At 66.0% G+C, this 12,548-nt stretch carries 12 protein-coding genes; 3 read left to right on the top strand and 9 right to left on the bottom strand.

Annotation, left to right across the window (positions count from 1 at the left end):
- The first annotated feature begins 20 nt into the window (after positions 1 to 20).
- The 3 genes from ABD301_RS10270 to ABD301_RS10260 all read left to right on the top strand — a co-directional run bounded on the left by ABD301_RS10270 (position 21) and on the right by ABD301_RS10260 (position 3,296).
- Entirely contained in the window at positions 21 to 758 is a 738-nt protein-coding gene (locus tag ABD301_RS10270) for a hypothetical protein (protein WP_344309278.1), read from the top strand.
- Between the two features lie 195 nt (positions 759 to 953).
- On the top strand, positions 954 to 2,195 hold the full coding sequence (locus tag ABD301_RS10265) for an HNH endonuclease (RefSeq protein WP_344309276.1): 1,242 nt from the start codon (positions 954 to 956) through the stop codon (positions 2,193 to 2,195).
- A gap of 177 nt (positions 2,196 to 2,372) precedes the next feature.
- Positions 2,373 to 3,296 carry an aminoglycoside phosphotransferase family protein gene (locus ABD301_RS10260; protein WP_344309274.1) on the top strand — a complete coding sequence of 308 codons (924 nt, stop codon included), beginning with the start codon at positions 2,373 to 2,375 and terminating at the stop codon, positions 3,294 to 3,296.
- On the opposite strand, the gene ABD301_RS10255 is transcribed toward ABD301_RS10260, so the two are convergent.
- The 9 genes from ABD301_RS10255 to ABD301_RS10215 all read right to left on the bottom strand — a co-directional run bounded on the left by ABD301_RS10255 (position 3,253) and on the right by ABD301_RS10215 (position 12,510).
- Positions 3,253 to 4,572, bottom strand: coding sequence for an FAD-dependent oxidoreductase (locus tag ABD301_RS10255; RefSeq protein WP_344309272.1), 1,320 nt, complete (start codon positions 4,570 to 4,572; stop codon positions 3,253 to 3,255). The two genes, ABD301_RS10260 and ABD301_RS10255, sit on opposite strands and share 44 nt — an antisense overlap.
- Before the next feature lie 45 nt (positions 4,573 to 4,617).
- A complete protein-coding gene (locus ABD301_RS10250; RefSeq protein ID WP_344309270.1) occupies positions 4,618 to 5,289 on the bottom strand; it encodes a DUF3995 domain-containing protein in 672 nt (223 codons plus the stop codon).
- Positions 5,290 to 5,536: 247 nt separating this feature from the next.
- Complete coding sequence (locus ABD301_RS10245; protein ID WP_163573669.1) at positions 5,537 to 5,770, bottom strand: hypothetical protein; 234 nt, start codon at positions 5,768 to 5,770, stop codon at positions 5,537 to 5,539.
- A 67-nt stretch (positions 5,771 to 5,837) separates the two neighbouring features.
- On the bottom strand, positions 5,838 to 6,290 hold the full coding sequence (locus ABD301_RS10240; RefSeq protein WP_163573670.1) for a MaoC family dehydratase: 453 nt from the start codon (positions 6,288 to 6,290) through the stop codon (positions 5,838 to 5,840).
- Between the two features lie 56 nt (positions 6,291 to 6,346).
- Entirely contained in the window at positions 6,347 to 7,546 is a 1,200-nt protein-coding gene (locus tag ABD301_RS10235) for a molybdopterin molybdotransferase MoeA (RefSeq protein WP_344309267.1), read from the bottom strand.
- A 13-nt stretch (positions 7,547 to 7,559) separates the two neighbouring features.
- Positions 7,560 to 10,499 (bottom strand): glycoside hydrolase family 2 TIM barrel-domain containing protein, encoded by a 2,940-nt coding sequence (locus tag ABD301_RS10230; protein WP_344309265.1) that lies wholly within the window; start codon positions 10,497 to 10,499, stop codon positions 7,560 to 7,562.
- Positions 10,500 to 10,629: 130 nt separating this feature from the next.
- On the bottom strand, positions 10,630 to 10,950 hold the full coding sequence (locus ABD301_RS10225; RefSeq protein WP_163573673.1) for a hypothetical protein: 321 nt from the start codon (positions 10,948 to 10,950) through the stop codon (positions 10,630 to 10,632).
- Positions 10,951 to 11,327: 377 nt separating this feature from the next.
- A complete protein-coding gene (locus ABD301_RS10220; protein ID WP_344309263.1) occupies positions 11,328 to 11,789 on the bottom strand; it encodes a cytidine/deoxycytidylate deaminase family protein in 462 nt (153 codons plus the stop codon).
- Positions 11,790 to 11,805: 16 nt separating this feature from the next.
- Positions 11,806 to 12,510 carry a RibD family protein gene (locus tag ABD301_RS10215; protein WP_344309261.1) on the bottom strand — a complete coding sequence of 235 codons (705 nt, stop codon included), beginning with the start codon at positions 12,508 to 12,510 and terminating at the stop codon, positions 11,806 to 11,808.
- Between the last annotated feature and the right edge of the window lie 38 nt (positions 12,511 to 12,548).

Genomic DNA, 12,548 nt, shown 5'->3' with positions numbered 1-12,548 from the left:
GTTCAGCGGATGCTGACCGCATGCGTACGAGGACATCGCACCTTCCCGAGGAGCAGCACGACGTTGCTGGGGACTCGCCGAGCCGCCGTACCGACCCGGCCGCGGCGATGCCGCCCCGGCTGGACAGCGACGCCGGCTCGCGGGAGCGGATGGCGATGGCCGTACAGCACAGCGCCGGAAACCAGGCCGCGGTCCAGCGGCTGGATGCGGGAGATGTCCTTGGCAGCGTCGGCGACATGGCCAAGGCGATCGCCACGAGAGGGCTCGAAGACGCCTTCGACTTCGTACTGAAGAAAAGCCTCGCGACCTCGACCGGGGGCTTGGCCCCCGACCCGGCTTGGGACCAGGACATCGACTTGTACGCGCTCTACAACCCGGTCGACGGCGCCAAGATCAATGCGGGTCGGGCTCGGCATCCGAGCTTCCATCAGGACGGCTACATCCTGACTATCCAGAGCGGCGCGGCCGCGATCACCCTGGACACCGACATCTTCGTCCGGTCCGGGTACTGGCAGGAGTCCACCTACGTCCACGAGCTGGTCCACGTGCCGCAGTACAGCGCTGGCCGGGCGGCCTTCGTCACCTCGTACTTCGGCCTGGCCGCGGCCGAGCTCGCCAAGCGTCTGGTGAGTGGCAAGCCGCTGGACCCGTTCACCGCCTCCCCGCAGGAAACCGAGGCATACGGCGTCGAGGACCGGTTCAAGGCCTGGGTGAAGCTGGGCAAGCCCACCACCCCGCCGCCGCCGGCCGCACCTTAAGTCGCAGCGGGTTTCGATCAGACCGGGCGGCAGATTCCCCCAGCGTCACCTCCACCACCAGCCTGAGCACCCATGAAGAATTGCTTAGGGCTTGAACGCGCGCGCTCCGCATTTTGCTGATGTGATTGAGAAAATCACTACGTTCCGATCGTACGAACTCGATCTTTTTGACGGTGATGGCGGTAGAATGGTGTCATGGCCGCTGGCGATGACGTCACAGATCCAGAGCTCTGGATGTGTAAACCCAGGCAGTTGGCCGATTTGCTGCGTGCAGCCGAGCAGGACATTCGGCGGCGGCAGGCGCGGGCATTGGACATTGTCGCGGCGATTCATCGGAACCGGGTCGGTAAGGCACTCGGGCACGACAACACCATGAGGCTACTGCAAGATAACCTCCTGTTGTCCCCGACCGAGGCTGGTCGTCGCCTGAAACGGGCATTGAACCTGTGCAGCAGCCAAGCCCTCACCGGCGAAACCCTCGCACCCAAACTTGGCCTTGTCAGCGAAGCCATGCGCAGAGGTGAACTCGCGGATTCCCACATCGACACGATCATGGGGATCGTGAACAAACTCCCCGCCAGGGTGAACATCGAAGAACGCGAAAACGCCGAAGCTTCCCTGGTGGAACACGCGAAACATCACCCCGCCCGCCGCCTCGTCGAACTTGGCCAACGCATCCACGACCACCTCGACCCCGACGGCCCAGCACCGTCCGAACAGGAAAACGAAAAACCGCGCCGCGAACTGTCCCTGCACACCGGGCGTGATGGGCGACTGAATTTCCGGGGCTCCTTCGACGGCGAAACGGGCACCCTGCTCACCGAAATCCTCAGCCCACTGGCCAAACCCCACCCCACCCAGGACGGCCACCGAGATGAGCGGTCCGTTTCCCAGCGCAACGGTGACGCGCTCGCCGAGGCGCTTAATCTTGTTGCGGACTCCGGGAAACTCCCCGTCCAAGGGCAGGAGCGGCCTCACCTCACTATTACCCTGGACTGGGAATTGCTTCGGGAACGTCTCGGTGTCGCGTACGCGCACACCGGCATCGCTATATCTCCAGAATCCGGCCGCAGGCTCGCCTGTGACGCGGAAATCACCCCGATGCTTCTGGGCAGGAACAGCGTACCGCTCAATGTTGCCCGCACCGAACGACTCATTCCCGCGCACCTACGAAAAGCACTCATAGCGCGAGACAAAGGCTGCGCCAAATGCGGTCGACCACCCCGCTGGTGCCGCGGCCATCACGTCACGCACTGGGCCGATGGTGGCGATACCTGCCTGGAAAATTGCGTGCTCCTGTGTGATGCCTGCCATCGACTGATCCATCATAGCGACTGGGAAGTACGCATCATCGACGGAATCGTCGAATTCATCCCACCCGCGTACCGAGACCCCGAACGAAGACCCATCCGCGGCATCAACCAACTCGCCGCATAAACAAACCACCCGGCCGCCGGGCACCACCACACCCGGCGGCCCACAACCTGCCCGGACGTGCTCATGCGCGGAGATCACGACGTCGTCGACCATACTGATGTCGCCAACCGCAGCTACCGCCTCCGGGGTAGGTCAGATTTCAATAGTAAGCGGCGTCGGTGGAGGTCGAAGAAGGCCGTGGAACCATCCCAAGTCCGGCGCGCGGTTGACGCCGCCGCGGCGACCGCCGCCGCGTTCGGTCTTGACGTCGACGATGCGGTCGTCGTGCACAATTCGGACCGCATCGCCGTGCGCCTGATTCCTTGCGATGTTCTTGCTCGCGTCGCACCGTCATCGTGGCAAGCGGGCATGGAGTTCGAAGCAGAGGTAGCCCGCCGTCTCGCCGAAACCGACAGCCCGATAGGCGAGCTGGAGTCCCGTGTGGAGCCGGGCGTCCATGTGCGTGGCGGGTTCGCTATCACGCTATGGACCTACTACGAGCCTGTCGCTGCCGACCGACGAGCCGCAGCGGCGCATGAGCAGCTCGGCATGTCCACCGCCCTCACGCCCGCGGATTACGCGCACGCACTCGTCCGCCTCCACGGCGGCTTGCGCCAAGCCGATCTGCCAACAGCACCACACATCACCGCACGAGTCGCTGGTTGGGCACACGAGCTTGGCGACCGAGAGCTGACTCCAGAACTTCGCGATCCCGACCGGGCACTAGTCAGCGACACACTCAGCCGCATGAGCGCGGGGGTTAGCGGTTTTGGTTCCGGCGAGCAGCTGTTGCACGGTGAGCCGCATCCGGGAAACGTGCTAAGCACCAAAAAAGGGCCACTGTTCATAGACCTCGAGACCTGCCAACGGGGGCCGGTCGAGTACGACCTCGCCTACGTCCCGGAAGACGTTGCAGAACAGTATCCGGGAGCCGACCAAGACCTCGTTCACCAGTTCCGCATCCTCATGTGGGCGGGCGTCACGACGATGCGCTGGAATCGAGACGACCAGTACCCCGGCCGGGACCACTGGCGAATCGAAGCGCTCCACCAGCTTCGAGCCGCACTGTCCTCGTCTGTTAGACCGGGCGGCAGATGCCTAACATTTCGGTGCGGTCGTTGATTTTGGAGCGCGTACGCCCCTGCGACTCACCTCGGGAGAGCTCGTGCGCGTCCAGCCGCAGCCAGTCATTCCACGTCACGTACGGCACGTGCCGGCTTTCCAGCAACGCGGTGACCGCGGCCGGGTCCGGCGAAGCGGCCGGTGGGAGAGACTCGGCGTCGGCGAGCAGACTTCGCACTGTCTCCACGGCATCGGCTTTGTTGTTGCCAATGACGCCGATCGGGCCGCGTTTCACCCAGCCGGCCACATAAAGTCCGGGCATGTCGATCACCCGGCCGGCGGTGTGCGGAACCGTCCCCGAAGCCGGATCGAACGGCAACCCGGGCAGCGGCTGCCCTTCATAGCCAATAGCGGCGAAAACCGACTGGACCTCGATTGTCTCGATCTCACCAAAATGCGCTGAGCCAGGCTGCGCTCGCTCGAAGCGGATCGCCGACACGTCGTCTGAACCTGCCACATCCTTGAGCTTGCGCCAAAAGAGCAGATGCAGCCGGCGAGAAGCGCCGGTCGGCGGCCGTTTCGACCACTCGGTGAAGAGGTTGACATTCGTCCTCACCTTGCGGTTGGTGTCGACCAGCTGCTGGCTCGGCTCGTCAAGGACCATGTCGTCCGGGTCGACGATCAGGTCGACGTCGACAAGCTCAGGCAGCTCGCGCAGCTCCGGCGCGGTGAACTTGGCATACGCCGGACCGCGCCGGCCGACCACGTACACATCGGTGACCTTGTTCGTACGCAACGCGGCCAGCACCGCGTCCGGCACGTCCGTGCTGGCCAGGTCGTCGGCATGGGTGACCAGCATCCGGGCCACGTCCAGCGCCACGTTGCCGGCGCCGATGACCGCGACCCGCTCGGACTCCAGCGGCCGGGCCGGCAGCGCGTCCGGATGGCCGTTGTACCAGGACACGAAATCGGCGGCCGGCTGACAGCCAGGCAGCTCCTCGCCGGCCACTCCCAGGTCCCGATGGCCGGGAATGCCCGTACTGAACAGCACGGCGTCATAAAGCCGCCGCATGTCGTCCAACGCGAGATCCTCGCCGACCCGTACGTTTCCGAAGAAGCGCAACTCCGGACGCTCCAGCACCAGCCGCAACTTCTCCGAAATGGACTGGATCTTCGGATGATCGGGCGCGACGCCATAGCGAACCAGGCCGTAAGGCGCGGGCAGCCGGTCATAAACGTCGACCGTCACCGGCAGGTCGGATCCGACCAGCGCGTCCGCCGCGTAGATCCCGGCGGGGCCGGCTCCCACGACCGCTACCCGGAGGGGACGATCCATCTGGTAAGCCATGCCTTACCTAACTTTCCGAGGACCAGTTTTTGGCTACACCTCTGCGATTTCCCACCCTAGTCGATCATCGCGCCGACGTAGACCTGCCCAGATCGCGACACCAAGGCCGACGCCCATGAGGGCCGGACCGTACCCAAGAAATGTCAGCGGGCTAAAGGTGTAGACGCCATAGAGGACCACCACCAAGCCGCCGAGAACCAGAATCGCGGACACCGCCCGCGCCAACCGCCCACCGGCGGGCTTGGGCTGGCCGCGGAACAGTCGTACGTGCTGGATCGCGGCGACGGCCAGGAAAATGCCCATAAAAAGGAACCACGGCTCGAAAACCAGCAGGTTCCACAGGTCGGCCCCACGCAGCAACGGGGTGTAGTCAGGCACCGCCATCACCCCGGTCAACCGGAGCACGACGACCACGGTGAAGGCGACGAAATGCAGGCTGCCGGCGACCGCGCCGATCCAGGCCGTCCCCAGCAGCCCCCAGCGCGGCAACAATCGGCCCCAGGGGCGTACAAGCGCGAAAGCCGTCAGCCCGGCGCCGAGCAGGACGACCGACGCGCCCCAGTTGGCGATCTGGAAGTCGGCGTTCGTACGAGCCAGCCCCAGGAAGGCCGCCGAGCCGCCGAACGCCCAGTAGATATGAATCGGGATGTACGCCAACGCCCAGACCAGCCCGGCGTACCCACTCCACCGTTTTGTCGAAGTCATGCCCTGAGCGTGCTCCTGGACCCGCTCCCAGCCATCCCCCATCCGCACTAACCGACGGGTTCCTCCTCTGCCTTTCGGCCGAGGTGCGCCTTCCACCAACAGCGCGCTATGCCCCCGCCACGGATGACATGCGTCATCGAAGAATGATGGTCAATCACATCTACCGTGCCTCGACGCTGCCAGCAGATACTGCCGAGGTGTGCCCGAGGGCTCGGGCGTACTGCGATCACGGAAAGGGTGTCTCTTGTCAATTCACCGTATAGCGGCTGCCGCGCTCATCGCCGGATCCGTTGTTCTCGGCAGCCTCGTCGCTGCCCAGCCCGCCGTCGCCGGGCCCCCGACCGGATGGTTCGACACTGGACGAAACTTCCGGACCGTAGGTGACTGCGCCCAGGCCGGCGATCTCGCTCAGGACGAGGAAATCACCAGCTGGCACTGTCCAGGAGGCGGCTCCAGTTGGGAACTTTGGCTGTATCGCCATGGATAAGTCGTAGGAATATCTGCCAACCGAGCGTCGGAGCGGTCCGCTCCGACGCTGGGTTGAAGGGTCAGACCAGAACGCGGGTGACGAACTCGGCCACGCAGACCGGCTTGGCGATGCCCTCGGCCTCCACGATCACCTCGGCGACGACCTGCACTCCGCCGGCGATGTCGTCCACGCTCGCCAACGTGACGGTGGCGCGCACTTTCGAGTCGACCGGCACCGGGCTCGGGAAGCGGACCTTGTTCAGCCCGTAGTTGATGCCCATCTTCACGTTTTCGACCGCGTACACCTCATGTACGAGCAGCGGCAGCATCGACAGGGTCAGGAAACCGTGCGCGATCGGACCGCCGAACGGACCTGCCTTCGCCTTCTCGATGTCCACGTGGATCCATTGATGGTCGCCGGTCGCGTCGGCGAACAAGTTGATCTGCTGCTGCCCGATCGGGTGCCAGTCCCCCGGCCCCAACTGCTCTCCCACCGCACCGCGCATCTCATCGATCGACCCGAAAGTCCGCACGCCAGTCTCCCCTCGTCGCCTCCCAGCACACTAGTGTCCTGCGTTCACCGCGACCACTAGATCAGCATGGCGTCGACCAGGTCGCCGGCTTTGTACGGGGTGTTTTCCGGTGGCAGGACCAACAGAGCGTTCGCGGCGGCGAGCGAGGCCAGCCGGGAGGAGCCCTGGTCGCCGGTGGCGGTGGCGGACCAACCGTCGGGTTCGCGGCGAATAATCGCTCTGACGTAGTCGGTCCGCTGCACGGGTTGCACGTCATGCGACAGCCGTACGAGCAGCCGCGGCCGCTCCGGCCAGGCGGCACCTTGCAGGGCGAGCAGCGTGGGGCGTACGAACAGCTCGAAACCGACCAGCGACGACACTGGATTACCCGGTAGGCCGAAAATCATCGCGCCGTCGCCGCCGGTCGCGAAGGTGATCGGCTTGCCGGGTCGCATGCTGACCTGCCGGAAATGCACCGTCGCGATCTCCGGCAGCAGCTGTTTCATCAAGTCCTTGCGGCCCATCGAAACACCGCCGGAGGTGATCAACACGTCCGAGTCAGCGAGCCGGTCGGTCAGGAAAGCGCGCTGCCGGTCGGCGTTGTCCGGCGCGAGGCCGGCATAACGTACGTCTGCGTTCAGACCGTTGAGCGCGGCCAGCAGGGCGAATCGGTTGGAGTCGCGGATCTGCCCGGGCCCGGGCCGCTCGCCCGGCTCGACCAGCTCGTCACCGGTCGACAGAATGCTCACCCGAGGCCGCCGGCCGACCAGCGCCGTGGTCCGGCCGGCGGCGGCGAGCAGGCCGATCGCGGCCGGCGTCAAGAGCGTGCCGGCGGCCGCGACCTCCTCGCCTTTGCGCAGGTCATGGCCGGGTTCGCGGATATTCTTGCGATCTCCAGGCGAGCCTTGCAAGCGTACGACGCCGCCGGTTTCTTCGGTGAGCTCGACCTTGACGACGGTGTCGGCGCCGGCCGGCAGCGGCGCGCCGGTGGTGATGTAGGCGGCTTCACCGGGACCGACCGTGAGCTCATCCATCTTGCCGGCGAACCGGTCGCCGACCAGCCGGCGGTCCACTTCACCGTCGGCGGCCCTCACGGCGTAACCGTCCATTGTGGACGCTGGGAACGGCGGCAGATCGTCCTCGCTGACCACCGACTCGGCCAGCACCCGGCCGGCCAACTCGGCCAGCGGCACCGATTCGGCCGGCAGCAAGGAAACCTTCGAGCGTACCAGCGCGGTCGCCGCGCCCGGCGAAATCAGCCGATCCAACTCGTCCATCGACGCTCGCCCTCTATCCTTCTTCGATTTCGACCGGCAGAGCGGAAAACGTGACCGCGAAAGTAGTGTCCACCGGCCGCAGCTGGTACGCGGGAAGCACGCCCGGACCGCATGCCGCGGTGCCCAGGCCATGCAGGGCCGCGTCGATGTTCACATGTACGTGGTCGCTGGCTACCAGATCCGTGGTGTGCCTGGCCGCGTCCAGATCCTCGGTCGTCCACCGCCGCGCGGCCACGTTCACCGTCGGCTGGCCACCGATCCGCAGCCCGAGCCCGTCCGCGTCGGTGAGCTGCGCCCATCGTACGCCCGAGCGGTTTCCGTTCTCCTGAGGGAAAACGTAGGGCGTCTGCCAGGCGTCCACAGTGGACTGATAACGACCCACTCGAACAGCCCGATCGCTGTCCGGATACGACTCTCCGGGACCCAGCCCGAAGAACTCCACACTGTCCACAGTGGACGGTACGCGCATCCGCAGCCCGATCCGCGGCACACTGTCCGGCCACTGTCCCCGCGGTTCCACCTGGACGGTGAGCGCGAGCCCGGTTTCGTTGGCCTGCCAGCGATAAGTCACGTACGCACCGAAGCCCAGCGCCGGCGGCGCGACCCGGGTGTGCACCACCAGCTCGGTCCGGCCGAGCTTCACGTCAATGGTCCGGTGCTGCAGCCGGTGCAGGCCATTGCCGCGCCACCAGCCCTCTTCCGGGTGCTCGCCGCCGCGGTCGTTGTCGGTTGGCGCGCGCCACAAGTCCAGCCGTGGCCCGGAAACCTCCAGCCCGCCGAGCCGGCGCAGCTCACCGCGGGCCGCGTCGAAAACACCTGGGCCAAAGACGATGTGGTCACTGCGCAGCTGCGGCCGCCGACCGGTCGGGGTCGGCTCGGGGTCGCGGCGACGGACCTGCACCTGCGTCCACGCCACCTCGTGGCCAGCGGCCGCCCACGGCTCGTCGGCGACCAGCACCGCCTGCACGGTCAGCCAGCTCTCCGCGTCCGTACGCGGCAGCTTCGGCAGCGCCACCTCATGGCGCTGGCCAGCACCGACCGGCGGCACCGCGAGCAGCCCGTCGGCCACCGGCTCACCCTCGGATTCCAGTGTCCAGCGGAAAATCAGGTGAGCGGTGGTCACGAAGTCGTAGTGGTTCTCGATCACCAGAGAGCCGTCGGCGCCGTTCATCACGACCGGCTCGATGACCTTCTTGAACTCCAGCAAGCCGGGCGACGGCGTACGGTTGGGGAAGACCAGCCCGTCGATAACGAAGTTGCCATCGTGGATGGGCTCACCGAAATCCCCGCCGTACGCGAAAAACTCCCGCCCGTCGGCGGTGTGCTGGCGGATGCCGTGGTCGAGCCATTCCCAGATGAAACCGCCCTGACACCGTGGATATCGCTCGAAAAGCTCCTGATATTCGGAAAGCCCGCCTGGCCCGTTGCCCATCGCGTGGCCGTATTCGCAGAGAATAAAGGGCATCGAGCGGCGCTTCGCGTCGGTGGCAGCGTCCACATTCGGGTGCTGCTCTTCCTCGCGCTTGCCGATCAGCTCCACTTCGGACGGCGAGGCATACATCCGGCTGTAAACGTCAACATATTCGCAGGCCGCGTCGCCCTCGTAGTGGATCGGCCGGCTGCTGTCCCGGTCGCGCGTCCAGTTCGCCATCGCGGCCAGGTTGGCGCCGGTGTGGCTTTCGTTTCCCAGTGACCACAACACGATGCTCGGGTGGTTCTTGTCGCGCTCGACCGTGCGGTGCATGCGGTCCAAATAAGCGGGGGCCCACACCGGGTCGTCGGACGGGTTCCTTTTCCAGTCCAGCAAATGGAAACCGTGGGTCTCCAGATCGCATTCGTCGATCACCCAGAAACCCAGCTCGTCACACAGATCGAGCATCGCCGGATGCGGCGGATAATGGCTCGTACGAATGGCGTTCACGTTGTGCCGCTTCATCAGCAGCAGGTCCTCGCGCATCGCCTCGGTCGGCACGGCCCGGCCGAAATCCGGGTGGTGCTCGTGCCGGTTCACGCCGCGGATCAGGATCGGCCGGCCGTTGACGGTGAGCTGGCCATCCACGATCGCGACCGTCCGAAATCCGATCCGGATCGGCACCCGTTCGTCGTCGGTCACCAGCTCACCGTCGTACAGACGCGGGGTCTCGGCCGTCCACGGCTCCACGTCATCAATGACGAAGACCTCGTCGGCCGGACGGTCGGTGATACCCAGCTCGTCGATGACGAGCCGCACCGGGCAGTCCGCCTGCACCTCGATCCGCAGCGTGCCCTGGCAGCTCAGGTGGTCGAAATCGGCGTGTACGAAGAAGTCCGTGATCGACGCCGGCGGCCGCCGGACCACCGCGACCGAGCGGAAGATGCCCGGCAGCCACCACATGTCCTGATCTTCGAGGTAGCTGCCCGCGGACCACTGGTGCACCTCGACGGCCAGCACGTTCTCGCCGACCTTCAGCGCCTCGCGTACGGAGAACTCGCTCGGCAGCCGGCTGCCCTTGATGACCCCGAGTTCGCGGCCATTCAGCCACACCCGGGCACATGAGTCGACGCCGTCGAACCGCAGCACCGCGTCGGTGTCCTGCCAGGTGTCCGGCACGTCGAAAACCCGCCGGAAACTGCCGGTGGGGTTGTCGGTCGGCACGTACGGCGGATCCACCGGAAACGGATAGACGACGTTCGTGTAAGCCGGGCGGCCGTGGCCGTGCATCGGCCAACTGGAGGGCACCGGCAGCAGGTCCCACCCGGCGTCGTCGTAGTCCGGCAGTTGGAAACCGGCCGGCGCCGCGCCGACCGTGGGCGCCAGATGGAAACGCCAGTCACCGTCTAACGGCAGGCGGGCCGCGGTAGAAGTGAAGGTGCACCTCGGCGGGAGCGCGCCATAACCCGGCGCCGGGTCTTCGAGGTAGCCGGTCGCACCCGCGGCCCTGCCGGCGGAAACATCGTCGGGAGTGGAGGTCACGATGTCATTTCTACCCGCTCCACCGGTTGCCCGGTGCGCGAGCGTCGGACCTGTCACACGATGGAATGACGTGCCTTGGTCATGACTGCCCCGCCGCCCGTACTTTCGGGCAGCACTGTCCGACCGCCAACTAGGGCGCGGTCGGCGCTTCCGGCACCGGCCACAGCGGCGGGAACGCCCGGTCGGCGGCCAGGTACTCCGGCACGTCCCGGCGAGCGCCACGCAACTGCGTCGCATACTCCCGGCGAGCCACATACTCGGCTTCGAACCGCTCGGTCACCTCGGCCGGCGTCGGCTCCAGCTTCTCCAGCACGCCGTGCACCATGCCGACGCTGCGCCACCAGTTGGCATATGCCTCCTGGAGGCGGTCAGCCATCAGCGGCGGATCCTCCGTCGAGCGGTGCACCCGCTCCACGCCTGGGACCAACCGTTGCTCGGTGTCCACACTCATGTCATCCCCCCGGTCCCTCTCATCACGTAGACCTCACCTACCCAAGCAGGGCCTACGCCCCCACAGCGCGATCCACTGTGACTGGCATCACACAGTCTCCCAGCGCCACCAGCATCCCGCACCCTGGCCGACACTCACTGTGCGCCCTCGCAGACCGCACCCCACCTGGGAAAAGTCTAGTCCCGATGGCACCCTCTAGGCATCCCATCACCGCCTACCGGGTGGGAAGCGGCCCCTAAGGGTAACTGCTGGTATCCGATACCGGCCCAGCTTCGGTCCGAATGGTTGCCTATTGGAGACTCAGGTCTCATTCTTTCCTGCTTTGTTAACGAACGCCGACGTGAGTTATGTGCCTTTTATTCGGCGGAAAAATTCGGTCAAGAAGGCATTAAATGGGCATTAATCAGCCTGACCGCGGCCGCCAGCTCGGGAATTTCCATCACATCCACCCCACCGGTACGGAGAATTTCGGCGCCGTCACAGTCAGTGAAAATTGCCGGCTCCCGCCAACCAAAAACGACTCGCCCGACTCCCGCCCGTAATATCAGCCGCGCGCATGAAACCGGCCTTGAGGCCCGTTGAGAGCATGGTTCCAGGGAGCTGTAGACGGTCGCCCCAGCCAGATCCACCCCCGGCAACTTCAGAAGAGCCACTTCTTCGGCGTGTACGACCGGATCGCCCTCCCGCGAATACCCAGTCGCCAACACGGTGTCGTCCGCGTCCACCACGTACGCCCCAACCGAGAACGCGGTCCGCGACGGAGGACAACTCTCGGACAGCTCAATCGCCGCCGCCAACCACCGATGATCCCGATCGCCGTCCACCGTCACGGCCCCCATCCTGCCAAAACAGGGATCAGCGGGGCGGTACGCGGTCCGTCATCCGGTAGCGCAGCAGCGCCACGTCGCCAATGGCGGCGACCCCGGCCAACCGCATGGTGTTCGTCGGCGTCCAGAAAAAGCTGCCAGAGCCGACGAACCGCGGCGCGTCCCGGTCGCCGACGAAGAACGGCGCCACCGCCAGCTGCAACTCGTCCACCAGCCCCGATGTGAGGAAGGTGGTCAGCACCGACTGGCCGCCCTCGACCATCACCCGCTGGATCCCACGGCCGGCGAGGTCGTCCAGCACCGCCTCAAGTTCCAGGGAAGCCCCCACTCCGACCACCGTCGCGCGGTCTCCGAGCCGTTCGCGTAATGCGGCCGCGACTCCGGACGGGCAATAGACCAGCGTCAAGGTGTCGTCGGCGAAGAAGTTGGCCGCCGGATCGAGGTCCCCACTGACGGTGAGCGTCACCTTGGCCGGCGACGCCGGCTGGCCGGCGGCCACCCGGTCGCGGCGGCGGGCCGGGGAACGTACGAGCAAGCGCGGGTTCTCGCGGCGGATGGTGTTGGCGCCGACCACGATCGCATCGCTCGCGGCGCGCTCGCCGTCGACCCGGTCGAAATCGGCGGCATTGGAGAGCAGCAGGCGCTCCGGCGTCGCGTCGTCGATGTAGCCGTCGACGGACATCGCGCAGCTCAGGAGCACGTACGGGCGATCCGTCCCATCGGTCACGGGCACCGCCCGGACCCGTCGAATTCCACCTCGAACACCCCGCC

It is taken from the genome of Fodinicola feengrottensis (assembly GCF_039530045.1).
Lineage (GTDB): Bacteria > Actinomycetota > Actinomycetes > Mycobacteriales > HKI-0501 > Fodinicola > Fodinicola feengrottensis.
This window is presented reverse-complemented; position numbering and strand designations above follow the sequence as displayed.

What these genes read in the sequence shown, in the direction of transcription:
- ABD301_RS10270 (WP_344309278.1), top strand. Translation starts at nt 21, where the DNA reads ATGCGTACGAGGACATCGCACCTTCCCGAGGAGCAGCACGACGTTGCT.
- ABD301_RS10265 (WP_344309276.1), top strand. Translation starts at nt 954, where the DNA reads ATGGCCGCTGGCGATGACGTCACAGATCCAGAGCTCTGGATGTGTAAA.
- ABD301_RS10255 (WP_344309272.1), bottom strand. Translation starts at nt 4,572, where the DNA reads ATGGATCGTCCCCTCCGGGTAGCGGTCGTGGGAGCCGGCCCCGCCGGG.
- ABD301_RS10250 (WP_344309270.1), bottom strand. Translation starts at nt 5,289, where the DNA reads ATGACTTCGACAAAACGGTGGAGTGGGTACGCCGGGCTGGTCTGGGCG.
- ABD301_RS10245 (WP_163573669.1), bottom strand. Translation starts at nt 5,770, where the DNA reads ATGGCGATACAGCCAAAGTTCCCAACTGGAGCCGCCTCCTGGACAGTG.
- ABD301_RS10235 (WP_344309267.1), bottom strand. Translation starts at nt 7,546, where the DNA reads ATGGACGAGTTGGATCGGCTGATTTCGCCGGGCGCGGCGACCGCGCTG.
- ABD301_RS10225 (WP_163573673.1), bottom strand. Translation starts at nt 10,950, where the DNA reads ATGAGTGTGGACACCGAGCAACGGTTGGTCCCAGGCGTGGAGCGGGTG.
- ABD301_RS10220 (WP_344309263.1), bottom strand. Translation starts at nt 11,789, where the DNA reads ATGGGGGCCGTGACGGTGGACGGCGATCGGGATCATCGGTGGTTGGCG.